Source organism: Pseudomonas sp. NPDC079367, assembly GCF_044542195.1.
In the GTDB taxonomy this organism is placed as follows: Bacteria; Pseudomonadota; Gammaproteobacteria; order Pseudomonadales; family Pseudomonadaceae; genus Aquipseudomonas.
Map to the genome: position 1 here is coordinate 1 of NZ_JBITTW010000036.1, position 16,113 is coordinate 16,113.

Genomic DNA, 16,113 nt, shown 5'->3' on the forward strand with positions numbered 1-16,113 from the left:
TAGGCGCCGGCACTTTCCACACCGCGACCTTCCTGCGCGCCTTCGGCCCGGAAACCTGGAACGCAGAGTACGTGCTGCCAAGCCGCCGTCCGACTGACGGCCGCTACGGCGAAAACCCGAACCGTCTGCAGCACTACTACCAGTTCCAGGTGGTTCTGAAGCCGAACCCGGACAACTTCCAGGAACTGTACCTGGGCTCGCTCAAGCACGTCGGCCTCGACCCGCTGGTGCACGACATCCGCTTCGTCGAAGACAACTGGGAATCGCCGACCCTCGGCGCCTGGGGTCTGGGCTGGGAAGTCTGGCTCAACGGCATGGAAGTCACCCAGTTCACTTACTTCCAGCAGGCGGGCGGCATCGAGTGCTACCCGGTAACCGGCGAGATCACCTATGGTCTCGAGCGACTGGCGATGTACCTGCAAGGCGTGGATTCGGTGTACGACCTGGTCTGGGCTGACGGCCCGTTCGGCAAAGTCACTTACGGCGACGTGTTCCACCAGAACGAAGTGGAGCAGTCCACCTACAACTTCGAACACGCCAACGTCGACAAACTGTTCGAACTGTTCGACTTCTATGAAAGCGAAGCCAAGCGCCTGATCGAGCTTGACCAGCCGCTGCCGTTGCCGAGCTATGAAATGGTGCTGAAGGCGTCGCACACCTTCAACCTGCTGGATGCGCGCCGGGCGATCTCGGTGACTGCGCGTCAGCAATATATTCTGCGCGTGCGCACCCTGGCGCGTTCCGTTGCGCAAGCCTATCTGCTGGCTCGCGCCAAGCTGGGCTTCCCGATGGCGACCCCGGACCTGCGTGACGAAGTACTGGCCAAGCTGGAGGCTGCACAATGAGTGCGCAAGATTTTCTGGTTGAACTGGGCACCGAAGAACTGCCACCCAAAGCTCTGAACACTCTGGCTGAAGCGTTCCTCGCCGGTATCGACAAGGGCCTGCAAGCCGCCGGCCTGAGCTACGAAAGCAAAACCGTCTATGCCGCGCCACGTCGTCTGGCCGTGCTGATCACTGCGCTGGCCACTCAGCAGCCGGATCGCAGCATCAACCTCGATGGCCCGCCACGTCAGGCCGCGTTCGACGCTGACGGCAATCCGACTCAGGCTGCCCTGGGTTTTGCCAAGAAGTGCGGCGTCGAGCTGAGCGAAATCGATCAGAGCGGGCCGAAACTGCGCTACAGCCAGAACATCGCCGGCAAGCCGACCGCGAGCCTGCTGCCGACCATCGTCGAAGATTCGTTGAACGACCTGCCGATCCCGAAACGCATGCGTTGGGGGGCGCGCAAGGAAGAATTCGTGCGTCCGACCCAATGGCTGGTGATGCTGCTCGGTGATCAGGTCATCGACTGCACGATCCTTGCGCAGAAGGCTGGCCGTGATTCCCGCGGTCACCGTTTCCACCATCCGGACGCCGTACGCATCGGTTCGCCGTCGAGCTACCTCGCCGACCTGCGTGCCGCTTACGTACTGGCCGATGCCAACGAGCGTCGCGAAATCATCAGCAAGCGCACCGAAGAACTGGCGACCCGTCAGGAAGGCACCGCGATCGTGCCGCCGGCGCTGCTCGACGAAGTGACCGCGCTGGTTGAATGGCCGGTGCCGCTGGTGTGCTCCTTCGAGGAGCGTTTCCTCGACGTACCGCAGGAAGCGCTGATCACCACCATGCAGGACAACCAGAAGTACTTCTGCCTGCTGGATGCCGACGGCAAGTTGCTGCCACGTTTCATTACCGTGGCCAACATCGAGAGCAAAGACCCGCAGCAGATCATCGCCGGTAACGAGAAAGTGGTACGCCCACGTCTGACCGACGCCGAGTTCTTCTTCAAGCAGGACAAGAAGCAGAAGCTCGAAAATTTCAACCTGCGCCTGCAGAACGTGGTGTTCCAGGAAAAACTCGGCAGCGTCTACGACAAGGCCGAACGTGTTTCCAAACTGGCCGCCTACATTGCCGCGCGCATCGGCGGCAACGCCTCGTGGGCGGCCCGCGCCGGCCTGCTGTCGAAGTGCGACCTGGCCACCGAAATGGTCGGCGAGTTCCCGGAGATGCAAGGCGTCGCCGGTTACTACTACGCCCTCAATGACGGCGAGCCGCAGGACGTCGCGCTGGCATTGAACGAGCAGTACATGCCACGCGGTGCGGGTGCCGAATTGCCGGCGACCCTGACCGGTGCAGCTGTGGCCATCGCCGACAAGCTCGACACCCTGGTCGGCATCTTCGGTATCGGCATGCTGCCAACCGGCAGCAAAGACCCGTATGCCCTGCGTCGTGCCGCGCTGGGTGTGCTGCGTATCCTGATCGAAAAGAAACTCGATCTCGACCTGAACGACGCCGTGGCTTTCGCCGTGACTGCGTTCGGCGGCAAGGTCAAGGCTGCCGGCCTCAACGAAGCCGTGCTGGAATTCATCTTCGACCGTCTGCGGGCGCGCTATGAAGACGAAGGCGTGGACGTCGCCACTTACCTGTCGGTGCGTGCTCTGAAGCCAGGCTCGGCGCTGGACTTCGACCAGCGTGTACAAGCGGTGCAGGCCTTCCGCAAATTGCCGGAAGCAGCAGCGCTGGCGGCGGTGAACAAACGTGTGTCGAACCTGCTGAGCAAAGTCGAAGGCTCGGTGCCGACCGTGGTCGAGGCCAAGTATTTCGACAACGCCAACGAGTTCTCGCTGTACTCGGCGATCCAGCAAGCGGATCAGGCGGTTCAGCCAATGGCCGCGGCGCGTCAGTACAACGAATCGCTGGCGCGCCTGGCGGCACTGCGCGAACCGGTCGACGCGTTCTTCGACGCGGTGATGGTCAATGCCGACGACGCCAATGTGCGGGCCAACCGTTACGCGCTGCTGGCACGTCTGCGAGGTCTTTTCCTCGGCGTTGCCGACATTTCGCTGCTGGGTTGAGGGACTGCTGTTGAAACTGCTGATTCTCGATCGAGACGGGGTGATCAATTACGACTCCGATGCCTATATCAAGTCGGTAGAGGAGTGGATTCCGCTGCCCGGCTCGATCGAAGCGATCGCGCAGTTGAGCAAGGCTGGCTGGACGGTGGCGGTGGCCACCAACCAGTCAGGCATTGCTCGTGGCTATTACGACCTCGCCACCCTCGAAGCCATGCACGCGCGCCTGCGCGAGCTGGTCGCGGAGCAGGGCGGTGAAGTTGGCTTGATCGTGTACTGCCCGCATGGCCCGGACGAAGGTTGCGATTGCCGCAAACCGAAACCCGGAATGCTCAAAGCCATTGCCGCGCATTACACGGTGCCGTTGACTAACGTCTGGTTTGTGGGCGACAGCCTTGGTGACCTGGAGGCCGCCAAAGCCGTCGATTCACAGCCAGTTTTGGTGAAGACCGGAAAAGGCGAAAAGACTCAGGGCAAAACCCTGCCGGTTGGCACACTGATTTTTGACGATCTGGCGGCGATTGCCGCAGAACTTATCCACAACTAGAGTACTTCTGAATTTCCTGGCCAGGGATTGCTCGGGAGTGCGCTTGAACAGTCGGGCATTGCCCCGTAACGGTAACCGTCGCCATGTCGATACTGCGGGCCTTCAGAATTTTTCTTTTTTATCTGCTGCTGGGCACAACAGCGTTGCTGTGGTGCAGCCTGAGCTTTTTCATCGCGCCTTTTCTGTCCTTCAAGGCGCGTTATCGTTTCATCAACGTATATTGGTGCCGTTGCGCCCTGTGGCTGACCAAGGTGTTCCTGGGCATCCGCTACGAAATCAAAGGCGCGCAAAACGTGCCAGACCGGCCCTGCGTGATTCAATCGAACCACCAGAGCACTTGGGAGACATTCTTTCTCTCCGCTTATTTCTCGCCATTGAGCCAAGTGCTCAAGCGCGAATTGCTTTATGTGCCGTTCTTTGGCTGGGCCATGGCCATGTTGCGCCCGATCGCCATCGACCGCGACAACCCCAAAGCCGCACTCAAACAAGTGGCGGCCAAAGGCGACGAACTGCTCAAGGACAACGTCTGGGTGCTGATTTTCCCGGAAGGCACCCGAGTCCCTTACGGTACCGTCGGCAAATTCTCCCGCAGTGGCAGCGCATTGGCAGTGAATGCGGCACTTCCAGTGCTGCCGATTGCACACAATGCCGGCAAATTCTGGCCGAAAATCGGCTGGGGCAAACAGGCTGGAGTGATCACCGTAGTCATCGGCGAACCGATGTACGCCGAAGGCAGCGGGCCGCGCGCCATTGCAGATCTGAATGACCGTGTACAAGCGTGGAACGAGAAAACCCAACGCGAAATGGGCTCACTGCCCCCGGCGCCCCAGGCACCGGTCGCGAACGATCGACTGGCTGTCTGATTTTTGTGGATAACCTGTGTACGCTTTCGTCGCAATTGGCCGCAATCGCTCCATAACTTATTGATTTTTCTCTATATTTCTAAATCGAAAAGTTAGGCTGAATCCGTGCATAAGTTTTATTCGGATGTAAAAAAACCGGCTGTTATAGCCGGTTTTTTTGTGCCTCTTCATTCTGCAATCAGCGGCAAATCGATCCGGAACGTGGTGCCCGTATCAACCACGCTGTGGCACTCGATCACGCCACCATGATGATCAATAACAGCCTTGACCATCGACAGACCCAAGCCCACGCCGTCAATGCCCTGGGCCGAGGAGAAGCGTCGATACTGGCTGAACAGGTCAGGCAATTCATCGGCGGCAATTCCTTTGCCCTGATCCGTCAACTCGCAGCGCAGCCACTGCCCGTGACAACTGACCTTCAGTTGCACAATGCTGTCTGCCGGGCTGTATTTGATTGCGTTCTCCAGCAGGTTGAACAGCGCGCGCGTCAGCAAACCCTGATCGGCCAGAAGCAGCCGCTCCTGACATTCTTCATCGACATGATTGAGCAGCTCGATGCCTTTCTGCTGTGCGATGGGCAGGGCTTGATCCAGTACGTCCAATACCAGCATCGCGAACAGCGTCGGTCGGAACTGATAGGTTTCGGACTCGGCCCGTGCCAGCAGGACAAACCCATCGGTCAGATCCAGCGCGCGACGAACCTGGCGCTCGATCTGCTCGAATAAAGGCGCATCGGCGCCCGCCTGGTGACGGTGGACATCGAGCAGAGCGAGGATGGCCGAATGAGGCGCGCGCAGGTCATGGGAAAGAAAGCGCAGCAGAACGCCGCGTTGTTCCTCGGCGGCACGTTCGGCACTCAAGTCCGTCAGGCTGAGCAACCAACCAATCGGCGTATCGCCGTCCACCGGCAGCAGCGCCGCTCTTTCGAGACGCAGACTGCGCTCCTTGTGATCGCGAAATTCCAGCAGCGCCAGCGTCGCCAGCGCCGGTCGCGGGGCTGTGGATAATTCCGGATAACCGAGCCGTGCCAGTTGATCGAGTACGTCATCGCCCACCAAGGGATCTTCGAACAACTCGCGCGCCTTGCGATTGCCCAGCAGGATCTTGCCCTGCGGATCGCTGATCAGCGTTGCCACCGGCAGATATTCCAGGCCATCGGCAATGAAGCGTCGGGTATCGCGGGTGCGGCTCATGGCTTGTTCGAGCGCCATGATCTGGCCCTGCAACCGGTCAGCGCCGGTGAAGCGGGTCCGGCGTCGCTCCGGGAAGACTTTCGGTTCGCTGTCCAGACGTGCCAGCTCCCAGCCGAAGTAGGTCAGCACGACACTTAAGCGCCGCCAGTTCCAGATCAGGTAACCGAACAACATGCCCAACGCCGCAGACGTGGGCGACCACCAGTAACGGATCTCGGCAAGCAGGGCGCTGCCAATCAGCGCACAGGCCATGCCGATCAAGGTCACCCACAGCGCCCAACGCGGGCGCCACAGCAATAACCCCAGCACACACGCGACCATCACCACCGACAACAGCGCGCCGAGCACCGGCGATGGATTGTGCAGATTGACCTGAGCGCGATAAGACAGCAAGGCAGTCAGCGGCAACAGCACCAGACTTATCCACAACCATTCCTGAACCAGCCGCCGGAACAGCCGCTGTACCTGGCTCGGCACACGACTTTCAGGTCGACGTTGAGGCTTATGCATGGCGCAAACGGCAGGGCAGGGTGGATGATTTCATAGGTCTCAGGTCTGAGGCTCGGACTCGAAGAATCATAGCGGACACCGACCATCGACGGGCCGCTTCTTTCATAGCGGCTGTAGAGTCGTTATTGTCGACATCCCAGCCCCAGCGACAAGGAACACCGCCGATGCGCGTTGCCATACTGGACGACGAACCCGCCGAACTGCGCCGGGTCGAGCAGACCCTGGAGCAAATGGCCGAGGCTGGAGAACAGCCGTGGTCACTGCACAGCTTCGAGCGCGGCGAAGACTTGTTGCGCTATCTGCGCCGGGAGACGTTTGACCTGCTGATCCTCGACTGGCAACTTCCCGACCTCACAGGTCTGGCGCTGCTGCGCTGGACCCGCGAACACATGGACGCGCCACCGGCGGCGATCATGCTCACCAGCCGCGACGGCGAGAACGATATCGTTCAAGCCTTGAATGCCGGAGCGGACGACTATGTCAGCAAGCCGTTTCGACCCAACGAGTTGAAGGCGAGGGTGGCAGCGGTATTGCGTCGGCATAGCCAGCCACGCAACGCGGCGGGAGAAGTACAGACGTTTCACGATCTGGCTTTTGACGACGCCGAGTTGACCGTCACTCGGGAAGGCAAACCGATCCTCATGACTGAGCGCGAATACCGGCTGGCGCGGTGTCTGTTCAGCAATCTGGGTCGGCCGTTGTCGCGGGACTATCTGTATGAACGCTTCTGGCCGAACGAAGAGACGACGTCCTCGCGGCCGCTGGATACGCACATCTACCGGCTGCGCAACAAGCTGGGGCTTACGGCGGATCGGGGTTGGCAGTTACTGACGATTTATGGGTATGGGTATCGGTTGGAAAGTGTGGCAACCGGGAATGAATAAGCGGCAACGACCGGTAAGCTTATCAATCATGGAGAAGGTTTCGAGGCACTGACTGTGCACGCCGAGATCAATCGGGCCGGACGCTTATTGGCTTGCGCCATGTGTAATAGAGAAACACCACGGCCAGCAGGGTGAAGGGGACGGCAGTGACGGGAGCAAATCCTGAGACTATGTAGCCCGCTGTTCCACCCACGCCAATTGCCAATGCAAGAAAGAAGAAATCACTCTTTATATGTGAGCTTCGGATAACACTTTTTAGCATCTTCGTTTTCCTCCGCGAAGTTCTACATCGCGATACATTGCGCGCCGCAGGAATATTGTTTTGGCAGTAGTGACGTCGCTCGGCGACAAAGCCCCCCGATTACCGAAGTGTAGGAGAACTTTTAAATTCTGGTTGATTCCAGAGGAAGTGGAAAAGCTGTGGGGCACTGGCTGCGACTGCGACTGCAACTGCAACTGCAACTGCAACTGCAACTGCAACTGCAACTGCAACAATTTCGCAATTTGTGCAGTCACCATTTTGCGTGAGTATTCGCGAAATAACTGATCGAGAAAATCACAGTGCCCTCACACTCAGACTAACCTACTCAAATCAGATCCCTGTCCCTCGAGCGGCACCAGCGCGCAGGTGATACTCCGAATGCTTTTTTGAACTGCTTGGTCATATGGCTTTGATCAAAAAAACCTGCTTCAACCGAGGCTTCCACAAGCGACCTACCTGCAAAGATTGCGGCTTTTACTCGATCCAGTCGCCGCATTGTCAGGTAGCGGTGTGGACTTGTACCGAAGTAGACCCGATAGTCCTTGGACAAACTCCATTTGTCTCGCCCAGTACACTCGGCAAGATCATCCAGGCTGACTGGTTGCTGCAGATTATCGTTCATGTATTCACGAGCTCTATCGGCCGCCGTGAAACAACTGGCACCTGTAGCTGCACGCTCGCCACATACAGCCTGCAGCGTGGTGAAGAGTTGAAAGATAGCGTCATCTTCCTCCAGCGGATCAAGGGGGTCATCCAGCGCAGAGAGGATATTGTCGGTCGCAGCAGCGAACCGCGGATCATTTGAAATGCCCCCTTTCAGGAACGGCAGGGGCTTACCGTGCAGTACCTGTTGAGCCAGCTCTGGGGTGATATAGAGCATTCGATAACGGAACCCCGAATCGCTACCGGCATGGCCGTCATGCTCTTCATCGGGATGCAGGACAAGGGTTTCCCCTGGCAGGCTATTTCGATTTTCCCCACGATAGCGAAAGCTTTGCACGCCCGACAGCGTCCGGCCAATGGCGTAAGTGTCATGCCGATGAGGGTCAAAACCATGGGCGCTGAAAAATGCTTCCAACCGCTCGAGTTTTGAGGTGTGAGGCGAATGTCGTACCCAATCCTTTGGAGATGGAAGCTCAATCATGGCCGGTTCACCTGGCTTTTGAATATTCCTGACATAGTGCTGATCCTTAGCTGAATGGTCTAACGTCTGACGATTGGCAGGAAAACAAGCGTTTCCAGCTTTCAGGAAGCTAGCACCGCGCTGTCTTTTTTTGAAGAGCAGACTACTTCCCATCCGCAGCTTCAACCTAAGGTATGAGTACGATAGACCCCGTCGTGTTACGACTCTCCAACAACGCGTGTGCTCGCTCGGCTTCTGAAAGCGCAAAGGTAGTACCCACTCGAACCTTCATACCCTCACGCAGGCATTGGAAAAACTCTTCTGCAAGGCTTCGCAATACCGCCGAATCGCTGATGTAGTCGAACAATATGGGCCGACTGACCGTAAGTGACCCAGCGCGGGCCAGTTGCGCCAACGCCACGTTTTCAACGGGCCCTGATGAGTTGCCAAAACTGATGAGATGTCCGCATGGAGCAGTGGAGTCCAGCGAGGCCTGCCAGGTAGAGCGTCCGACTGAATCGTAGACGAATTTCGCCCCTTGAGCGCCTGTTAACTGCCGCGCCTGGTGAGCGATGTCTTCGCCAGCAAGGATCGTCGCCCAGGCTCCCGCCGAACGCGCCAATTGCGCCTTGGCTTCAGTTGAGACTACGCCTATCAGGCGGATGCCTTTGCGCTTGGCGTATTGGCATGCCAGCAAGCCCACACCGCCGGCTGCGGCATGAAAAAGAACCGTATCGCCGCTCTTCGGCTGACTGACCTTATTAAACAGGCAGATCGTTGTAAGCCCCTTCAGCAACCCGCCCGCGGCGGTTGTGAAACTGACATCGTCCGGCAGGTGAACCAGTCGGGTTTGATCTACACAGAGTTGCGTAGCATAAGCACCAAGCGACGATTGAACGTAAGCAACCCTGTCCCCGACCCGAAAGTGCGTCACATCCTCTGCGCATTCGATCACTGTACCGGCGCCCTCGGTTCCCAATCCTGAGGGCAATGCCGGAGGGGGATACAAGCCGGAGCGAAAATAGGTGTCGATAAAATTCACACCGATCGCCTGATTGCGGATTCTCACTTCTCCCGGGCACAACGGGTTGACGGTCGAAGACTGGTACTCAAGTACGGAAGGCGACCCGTGGGAATGGAAGATCACTCGTAATGCTTCATCAGTATTCATTCAAGTGCCGATAAGGTCAGGTAAATGGAAAACGAAAGCAGTGACAGCCCGATCAGCTTGGGCACGCAGAGCTGCATGGCATGGCTCGGTGCTGTCCGCACGACCTGCCCCAGCCAGGCCCAGGCAAGCCCGATCGGTACCACGATGAGGACGAAGGACAGCAGCGCCCAACTATAGAGTTGCGCCGTTCCATAAACTTCTCGTGGGAATACCACAGAGGCAAACAGGAGGGCCTTGGGATTAAGCAGCGTGGCGGTCAGCAGTGACTTTGGGCTCACTGCCGGGCGGCGGGACCCGCTCGCCATTAGCTTCGTTGTAGCAATGCGCGCAGCCAGGTAAGCGAGGTAAGCCGCGCACAGTAACTTCACGGCTGTTCCCATACCCGGGTACCGTGCGGATAACGCTATGAGTACGAACCCCCAGGCGCTGATTGCAATGCTGTAGCCCAACGCTTCAGTGGCGATCAGCGGCAAAGTTCTGGCTGGGCCGCAGGTGTAACCGGATGTCATCAGCAAAGTGTTGGTAGGGCCAGGCATCATCAAAATCAACGATGCACCTGTGGTGATGTTGAGAAACACGTGAATGAAATCCATTTCAAAGGCAATCCGTTGAGTTACAAGGCGATAAAATTTCGCAGGCTGTCCATGACCTTCGGCAGGTTCTGACGAACGAAAAAGTGGTCGCCGGGAAACATTTGCTGGAAACAATTCCCCTTGGTTTTGCTGGACCATGCTTTTAAACCGGCGATCGGAACAGAAGGGTCGGCATCGCCGCCGATGGCAAGAACGGGTATCGAAACCGGATCAGCGTCAGCGAGATTGATGCTTTCTGAAAGGGCGAAGTCGCTACGCAGGGTCCTCAGGGCAATCGCACGTAAGCCCGGGTTTGCCGCAACTTCATGAGGAAGGCCTCCGAGCCCCATGATGTAGTCCATGAACTGCTCGTCAGTCATCGTTGATGAATGCAGTCGATCGGCGGGAGCTGCGGAACTTGCACACGCCGTAAGCGAGACTATCTGCGCATCGGGATAAAGGTTGTCGCAGTGAGTGGTGAATTTATGCGCGATGCCAGCTCCCAGGCTGTACCCGAACAGGTGCAATGGCAGATCAAACAGATCGCTGGCAGCCTGCATCAATGGCGGTAAAAGTTCATTGATATCGGTGATGAACAACTCGCCGAAACGTGCTTCCCGTCCCGGAAGCTGTATGGCGCAAACTTCAATTTGCGGGCCTAGTAGCGATTGCCAGTCCCTGTAGAACGAAGCGCTACCGCCGCCAAACGGAAAACAAAGCAATCGATTTTGAGCTGTCGGCTGCACGGTTCTCTGTAACCATCTGGTCGAGGATGGGCTACTCATCGTGCGCCTCGACCGGCTGCTCGAAATAGGCATTGCCATTCGCTGCGAACCAGTCGCGACGGGGCGGCGTAAACACGTCAAGGTCGACGGTGTCCTCCAGGCACTCTGCAGCGTGCGGAATATTGGCTGGAAAGTGCAGAACGTCTCCCGCGCACAAGATAGTGCTTTGTTCCATTTCCAGTCCGTAAGTGAAGCGGATTTTGCCTTTGAGGATATAAGTCATCTGTTCGTTGGGATGACTGTGATGCTTAACGATGGCGCCGGCCTTCATTGTCAGCTTGACCATCATCAATTCATTACCGCCGATGATCTGGCGGGCTATCAGGTCGCTCAACTGCTCTACCGGGACGGTGTCCCAATTGGTCACAGGCTGTTGCTTGTGCATGTCAGAGTCCTTGAGCATGAACGTAAAAGTCGTAGAGCATGAAGGCCGCGCAGATGGCCAGAGCGATGCCCATCAGTCGATTGAAGAAATTGAAGTAAGACTCCTTGGTGATTCGCTTGCCCAGCACTGCACCCAGCAACGAGTAAATTCCCGGTGCGCCGGCGCCGCCCAAAGCGATCATGGTCGATACAACCGCGATGCTGATACCGGTGACATGGGCAGCCGGAAACATCACAGTCGTGATGGGCAGAACCACCATCATCCCTTTGGGATTCAACGCCTGGATCAAAAAGCCGTTCCAGAATGTCAGTGGTTTATCCGCCGCCTGTGTGTCTTCAGTTTTCCCGGGCAAAACCACTTTTGAGGTAAACACCTTGAACGCCAGGTACAAGGTGTAAAGCCCCCCGATGAGCGCCAGATAGGGCAGTACAGAACGAGAAATCAACGCTTCGCCCGTGTAACCAAAAATAAGGAACAACGCGAACATCGCGCAGCCTACGCCGATGAAAAACCCGACGGTGCGGCGAAACTGTCCGGTAAGTCCGGCGTTCAGGCCCATTACATTGACAGGGCCGGGGCTGTACATAACGCTGAACGCGTAGAGGAAGATTTCCATGTCGTGATCTCTTGTTTTCAGGCCGATTCAAGGCCAAATGTAGAAAGAATCGAGGTGTAAGCAGACTGATCAATGACTTCGTCATTAGCGACCATCTGCTTTTGCCATTGGTAGAAGGTCCGGAAGGCCGAGACGGGATCGCCCTGAGTCAGCGCGGTAGTCACTTGAGCGGGGGGCAGGGCGCCGTTCTCTCCCAAACGAGTCGAAAGCTTCTGGCAACCATTGAGGAAGCTGTCGATCTGGTCGATTAACGCCTTGCGAATCACCAACACCTTTTCAGGTTCTTCGCCGACCAACAGCGCGAGATCCACCGCTGGATCGCCATCGCTGCGGCTACCGGCATACTCGACAGACTCGAGTAACGTCAGCGGGACAAACGCCTCCAGGCCACCCAAATCAAAGATCAGTCCGGCAAGCACGCCTATGTTTTTCTTCTGGATTGCCGCATCGACCTGAAGATGATCCGGCCGGTGTGTAACCGTGGTCACCGCAGCCTGAAAACTCGGACTGAAATCCACCCGAACGGGTAATCCTTGTGTGGCGTCCGGATGAAAAGTCCCGTATTGGGGACTCCAATACAGCTCAGCCCTGTCTGGTGAAGTTTGCTCGATTCGGGCAATCACTTCGCCAGGTATGCGTTTATCTTCATGCAACCGGGCACTACCCTTGCGCAGAAGGACGTTGATCGTGTTGTTGTGGACGTCCATCGCGGGCTTGCCATCAAGCCAACCGGTGCGGATGGCGAAACCAGCTTTCAGCACCGGCGGGTTTGGCATCGAGTGCTCATCGACCTGCGCATCAAGAGAAAGAGCAAAGCGAATCGGCAAACCGACCTGCCTGGCGAACTCAAGATCAGTCTTGTTGTGAGCAGGATTAACCAGAACGGCACCCGTACCGAAGTCGGGTTTCACCCAATCGGCGACCCACACGGACATCAGATCGCCAGTCAATGGATTGCGGACATAGGCACCGGTGAAATAGTTGTCAGCATCGGGGCGTTCGGTCAGCCGTCGTGTGAACCAGTGATATTTGTGTACGGCGATGGCGCAGGCTGCCGTGCAGGAGCTCCAGTCCGTTACGAATACATCGATGGACTCTTGCGAATCGAACAGCTTCAGCGAACAAATTGCGCCTTGGGACTGACGCACACTCTTTCGAATTCGCGCGACGATCTTTTCCGACCAAAATGGAATCTGGGTCGAGATCTGCACCGCGGCATCGCTGGATGGGCCATAGAAGGCTTCGAATGAACCATCTTCGAGTGTATTGAAGTGCACTTGGCCGTTTTCCAGCAGCCGGTTCAGCTGCAGGCCCGCCTCGATCTTGTCGGCGGTGACCGGCGCGCATTGGGTTGCGCGGCTCATGAACGCGGCGAACAGCGAGCTGCGCTTGAAGCTCAAGTCGGCAGCGTCGCCGGTTTGTGGCTGCTCCAGCAATGCAAAGGTTTTCATCATCTTTTCTCCAGTTAAGCCGGTCCACGCAGCTGACGCAGACCGGCCCGGGGTTAGGCCGTTTGCTCGGTCAGCGTTGGTTGAATGGCCTTACTCAATTTGATAACCGAGGAGTTTCGGAACAGTGATTCCATGTTGATGTGAACTTTCAGATCGTCATGCAGTTGGCGTTGGATCTCGGCCATCATCAGGGAGTGACCACCTACGTCGAAGAAGTCCTCATCCACTTTCAGCTGCGGATAGTTCAGGACGTCTGCACAGATCTTGTGAATAGCGTTCAGCATGGAGTTTTCTCCTCTTTCGCAGAGAACGAGAACGCTTGCCCGCGGTTATTGGCGTTGCGAATTTTGTTGTGGTCGTAGGTGTCCTCACCGGAGACAAGCACCGTCGCGTAGTCGGCGAGGTCGAATGTTTCGCCGTGCGCGTTATACGTCTTCAGATCGGGATAAACCCGCACGTGGGTCGGAACATAGCGACCGGAAATGGCCAGGCGGGTTTGCCGTTCGGTGGTGTTGTCGTGAGAAGCGTGTGCACAGGACGCCGTGAAAATCACGCACTCGCCGGCTTGCAGCTCCATGTCCACCGGGTTTGCACTTTCAGGATCCCAGGATGGGTCGACCTTGAATTCGGAAAAGTCGTAACCGAAGAATCCGGTGTCGGTCTGGGTGTGCTGGTATTCACCGTTACGCCCCGTAGAGACGCTTTTCTTCTCGTCGTAGTAATACTTTTTGTGCGATCCCGGCAGGAAACGCATGCATGCAGTCTCCTTCGTCGCGGGTGTGAACGCGGTCCATACCGTCAGATCGATATAGGCATTCCAATCTGTCTGAGTCGGGACAATGAGCGGATTGCCATCGGTGTAGCTGTAGTCACGAACCTGATGCCATTCGGTACCCCGGCCGCCAGGAAACTTCGCGAACCATTCCGAGCGCCAGCACAGCAGATCGGCACCCAGAATGCCGCGAAGGTACTTCAGAATTGTTGGGTGCATGATGTGACGGGACAATTCGGGGATATCGAAATGTCGGTCATAGTTCATGTTGTTGTCGTAAAGAATGTGCGAACGATCATGGTTCGCAGCGCGTAGTGCGCGCAGGATTTCTGCCGCTTCATCCGGTTCGTAAAGTTTGATCGGACCAATGAAGCCATTCTTTTCGAAGAATTCAATATCCTTCTGAATGTCATCAGTGATCACCGCGCTTGCAGGTAATCCAGTCGTTGCAGATATTTTTTGATCCATCTGACTCATGTGATGCTTCCTTTTTTGGATGTTGCGTACGCTTGGTTCAGGCCAGGCTCAACAGAGCCTGCCGATCAATCTTGCCGTTCTGGGTAAGGGGAAACTGTTTGCACGCCACATAGCGGCGCGGATGCATGTGGCGGGGCAGAAGACGCCCGAGCCGATGACCGATATCGCGGATCGGTGGAAGTGCGTCAGCGGTCGCGACGAAGGCAGTCAGCTCGGGATCCTGGTCAGGTACGGCTTGAGTGTTCAGGACAATAGCGTCCTCGGCAGTTGGCAAGGCGTTGCGAACTCCGTTCTCGATCTCGGACAGATTCACCAGCATCCCTCGGATCTTGATCTGGTTATCCCGTCTTCCCAGACACACAGATTTGTCCTCAGACAGGTGCCGAGCGTAGTCACCGGTGAAATACGCCCGCTGTAGGACGCCATCGATGGATATTTCCCGAAAGCGTTCTGCCTGCAGGGTCGAGTTGTTCAGATAGCCTCTGCCTACCCCAATGCCGGAGATCACGATTTGACCGATATCACCGATCGAAACCTGTCGGTCGTCGTCATCAAGTATGTCTACCCGGCAGTTACCGACGGGGCTTCCCATCGGAATGCCTTCAGCCAGATAGGACTCGTAGTTGGACATCGAATAGGACGTAGCCACATCGGTACACTCGGCGACACCATATTGGTGAATCAGCTTGCAGGCTGAGCCTTTTTTCCGCGCCCACTCCATCACCCGGGTGGCAGCCAGTGCTTCACCTCCGATGAACAAATGCCGTAGCGTCGCGAGACGATCACCCGCCTGGCCGGCCTGGATGATTACGTAGAGAGAACTTGGCGCCAGATGAATACTGCGAATCTGGTGACGCTCAATGAGGTCGACGATCTCGTACCCGTCGAACATGGCACTGCTCGTGAGTGAAATCGCCGCACCGCTGTACAGAGGCGTTACCAGGCTGCGCTGGGAAATGTCAAAACCGAATGCCGATACCAGGAGGCCGTTGGCTTCTTGGTCAAGGCGGTATTCGGCAACATGCCAACTGATCAGATTCGCCCAGCTGCGATGGGTGATCGCAACTGCTTTCGGAATACCTGTGGTGCCCGACGTGAATACGGTGTAGCAAAGATCATCTTCCTGGGCAGGCGATACCATCGCAGCGGCGCAAGGGGCTGCCGCCAGTTCCTGGCGCAAGGACTCGATCTCGACGACGGTAAGCGGCAAGTCCTGAAGCAGACCAGCGGCCTTTTCGGATGTAAAAATGAGTTTGAGGTTCGCCAACTGCTGAATCATCAAAGTCAGCCTGGAGGCGGGATTGGCGGTATCCAGTGGTACATAAGCGGCACCGCTTTTGAGAATGCCAATAATGCAGACCAGGGTCGAGACAGAGGGCTGAAGAAATATTCCGACGAGGTCTCCCGCTTGTATTCCTTGTTCACCGAGATAGCGAGCCAAAGCGCTGGTCTCGCGATCCAGTTGCGCGTAAGTCAGTGTTTCATAGGCACTGCGTACAGCAATCGCACCAGGTGTTTCAGTTGCCCAGTACGCTACCTTTTCATGAATCATGGGCGTGCGAAGACCCTGCTTATCAGTAACAGACATCGACTTAATTCCTGAAATGAA

Annotated in this window: 16 protein-coding genes; 5 read left to right on the top strand and 11 right to left on the bottom strand. The window is 56.9% G+C overall.

Going from position 1 to position 16,113, the window contains the following annotated elements; all coding sequences use genetic code 11:
* The 4 genes from glyQ to ACIGDJ_RS22145 form a co-directional block, all read left to right on the top strand.
* Positions 1–845: glycine--tRNA ligase subunit alpha (glyQ, locus tag ACIGDJ_RS22130; RefSeq protein ID WP_397504619.1), on the top strand; the 845-nt coding region annotated here is incomplete at its 5' end.
* Positions 842–2,896: a glycine--tRNA ligase subunit beta gene (gene glyS, locus ACIGDJ_RS22135; protein WP_101159709.1), complete on the top strand. Its 2,055-nt coding sequence runs from the start codon at positions 842–844 to the stop codon at positions 2,894–2,896. The genes glyQ and glyS, both read left to right, overlap by 4 nt.
* 4 nt (positions 2,897–2,900) lie before the next feature.
* The gene (gene gmhB / locus ACIGDJ_RS22140; RefSeq protein ID WP_178081215.1) at positions 2,901–3,440 is read left to right on the top strand and encodes a D-glycero-beta-D-manno-heptose 1,7-bisphosphate 7-phosphatase; all 540 of its coding nucleotides are present in this window, start codon (positions 2,901–2,903) and stop codon (positions 3,438–3,440) included.
* 83 nt (positions 3,441–3,523) lie between these two features.
* On the top strand, positions 3,524–4,303 hold the full coding sequence (locus ACIGDJ_RS22145; protein WP_101159711.1) for a 1-acyl-sn-glycerol-3-phosphate acyltransferase: 780 nt from the start codon (positions 3,524–3,526) through the stop codon (positions 4,301–4,303).
* 167 nt (positions 4,304–4,470) lie between these two features.
* Here the strand turns inward: ACIGDJ_RS22145 and ACIGDJ_RS22150 are convergent, their stop codons facing one another.
* The gene (locus tag ACIGDJ_RS22150) at positions 4,471–6,006 is read right to left on the bottom strand and encodes a HAMP domain-containing sensor histidine kinase (RefSeq protein ID WP_101159712.1); all 1,536 of its coding nucleotides are present in this window, start codon (positions 6,004–6,006) and stop codon (positions 4,471–4,473) included.
* Positions 6,007–6,170: 164 nt separating this feature from the next.
* On the opposite strand from ACIGDJ_RS22150, the gene ACIGDJ_RS22155 reads away from it, so the two are divergent.
* Positions 6,171–6,890, top strand: coding sequence for a response regulator transcription factor (locus ACIGDJ_RS22155; protein WP_313000372.1), 720 nt, complete (start codon positions 6,171–6,173; stop codon positions 6,888–6,890).
* A 587-nt stretch (positions 6,891–7,477) separates the two neighbouring features.
* On the opposite strand, the gene ACIGDJ_RS22160 is transcribed toward ACIGDJ_RS22155, so the two are convergent.
* The 10 genes from ACIGDJ_RS22160 to ACIGDJ_RS22205 all read right to left on the bottom strand — a co-directional run bounded on the left by ACIGDJ_RS22160 (position 7,478) and on the right by ACIGDJ_RS22205 (position 16,092).
* On the bottom strand, positions 7,478–8,296 hold the full coding sequence (locus ACIGDJ_RS22160; protein WP_178081216.1) for an AraC family transcriptional regulator: 819 nt from the start codon (positions 8,294–8,296) through the stop codon (positions 7,478–7,480).
* A gap of 166 nt (positions 8,297–8,462) precedes the next feature.
* Positions 8,463–9,446, bottom strand: a complete 984-nt coding sequence (locus ACIGDJ_RS22165; protein WP_101159714.1) for a quinone oxidoreductase — start codon at positions 9,444–9,446, stop codon at positions 8,463–8,465.
* Positions 9,443–10,039 (bottom strand): LysE family transporter, encoded by a 597-nt coding sequence (locus ACIGDJ_RS22170; protein WP_397479583.1) that lies wholly within the window; start codon positions 10,037–10,039, stop codon positions 9,443–9,445. The genes ACIGDJ_RS22165 and ACIGDJ_RS22170 overlap by 4 nt, the downstream gene beginning before the upstream one ends.
* Before the next feature lie 20 nt (positions 10,040–10,059).
* On the bottom strand, positions 10,060–10,803 hold the full coding sequence (locus ACIGDJ_RS22175) for a thioesterase II family protein (protein ID WP_397479584.1): 744 nt from the start codon (positions 10,801–10,803) through the stop codon (positions 10,060–10,062).
* Complete coding sequence (locus tag ACIGDJ_RS22180) at positions 10,796–11,188, bottom strand: cupin domain-containing protein (protein ID WP_313000358.1); 393 nt, start codon at positions 11,186–11,188, stop codon at positions 10,796–10,798. The genes ACIGDJ_RS22175 and ACIGDJ_RS22180 overlap by 8 nt, the downstream gene beginning before the upstream one ends.
* A gap of 1 nt (position 11,189) precedes the next feature.
* On the bottom strand, positions 11,190–11,804 hold the full coding sequence (locus ACIGDJ_RS22185) for a LysE family translocator (RefSeq protein WP_101159718.1): 615 nt from the start codon (positions 11,802–11,804) through the stop codon (positions 11,190–11,192).
* Positions 11,805–11,821: 17 nt separating this feature from the next.
* Positions 11,822–13,255 carry a hypothetical protein gene (locus ACIGDJ_RS22190; RefSeq protein ID WP_397479585.1) on the bottom strand — a complete coding sequence of 478 codons (1,434 nt, stop codon included), beginning with the start codon at positions 13,253–13,255 and terminating at the stop codon, positions 11,822–11,824.
* Between the two features lie 53 nt (positions 13,256–13,308).
* Positions 13,309–13,539 carry an acyl carrier protein gene (locus ACIGDJ_RS22195; RefSeq protein ID WP_101159720.1) on the bottom strand — a complete coding sequence of 77 codons (231 nt, stop codon included), beginning with the start codon at positions 13,537–13,539 and terminating at the stop codon, positions 13,309–13,311.
* Complete coding sequence (locus ACIGDJ_RS22200; RefSeq protein WP_313000352.1) at positions 13,533–14,504, bottom strand: chlorinating enzyme; 972 nt, start codon at positions 14,502–14,504, stop codon at positions 13,533–13,535. The genes ACIGDJ_RS22195 and ACIGDJ_RS22200 overlap by 7 nt, the downstream gene beginning before the upstream one ends.
* 37 nt (positions 14,505–14,541) lie before the next feature.
* Positions 14,542–16,092, bottom strand: a complete 1,551-nt coding sequence (locus ACIGDJ_RS22205) for an amino acid adenylation domain-containing protein (protein ID WP_397479586.1) — start codon at positions 16,090–16,092, stop codon at positions 14,542–14,544.
* Positions 16,093–16,113 lie beyond the last annotated feature (21 nt).

Bases quoted from the DNA above. Each gene is read 5' to 3' on its own strand.
- ACIGDJ_RS22155 (WP_313000372.1), top strand. From the start codon at position 6,171: ATGCGCGTTGCCATACTGGACGACGAACCCGCCGAACTGCGCCGGGTC.
- ACIGDJ_RS22145 (WP_101159711.1), top strand. From the start codon at position 3,524: ATGTCGATACTGCGGGCCTTCAGAATTTTTCTTTTTTATCTGCTGCTG.
- ACIGDJ_RS22200 (WP_313000352.1), bottom strand. From the start codon at position 14,504: ATGAGTCAGATGGATCAAAAAATATCTGCAACGACTGGATTACCTGCA.
- ACIGDJ_RS22185 (WP_101159718.1), bottom strand. From the start codon at position 11,804: ATGGAAATCTTCCTCTACGCGTTCAGCGTTATGTACAGCCCCGGCCCT.
- ACIGDJ_RS22195 (WP_101159720.1), bottom strand. From the start codon at position 13,539: ATGCTGAACGCTATTCACAAGATCTGTGCAGACGTCCTGAACTATCCG.
- ACIGDJ_RS22175 (WP_397479584.1), bottom strand. From the start codon at position 10,803: ATGAGTAGCCCATCCTCGACCAGATGGTTACAGAGAACCGTGCAGCCG.
- ACIGDJ_RS22160 (WP_178081216.1), bottom strand. From the start codon at position 8,296: ATGATTGAGCTTCCATCTCCAAAGGATTGGGTACGACATTCGCCTCAC.
- ACIGDJ_RS22170 (WP_397479583.1), bottom strand. From the start codon at position 10,039: ATGGATTTCATTCACGTGTTTCTCAACATCACCACAGGTGCATCGTTG.
- ACIGDJ_RS22205 (WP_397479586.1), bottom strand. From the start codon at position 16,092: ATGTCTGTTACTGATAAGCAGGGTCTTCGCACGCCCATGATTCATGAA.
- ACIGDJ_RS22150 (WP_101159712.1), bottom strand. From the start codon at position 6,006: ATGCATAAGCCTCAACGTCGACCTGAAAGTCGTGTGCCGAGCCAGGTA.
- glyS (WP_101159709.1), top strand. From the start codon at position 842: ATGAGTGCGCAAGATTTTCTGGTTGAACTGGGCACCGAAGAACTGCCA.
- ACIGDJ_RS22165 (WP_101159714.1), bottom strand. From the start codon at position 9,446: ATGAATACTGATGAAGCATTACGAGTGATCTTCCATTCCCACGGGTCG.
- ACIGDJ_RS22180 (WP_313000358.1), bottom strand. From the start codon at position 11,188: ATGCACAAGCAACAGCCTGTGACCAATTGGGACACCGTCCCGGTAGAG.
- ACIGDJ_RS22190 (WP_397479585.1), bottom strand. From the start codon at position 13,255: ATGAAAACCTTTGCATTGCTGGAGCAGCCACAAACCGGCGACGCTGCC.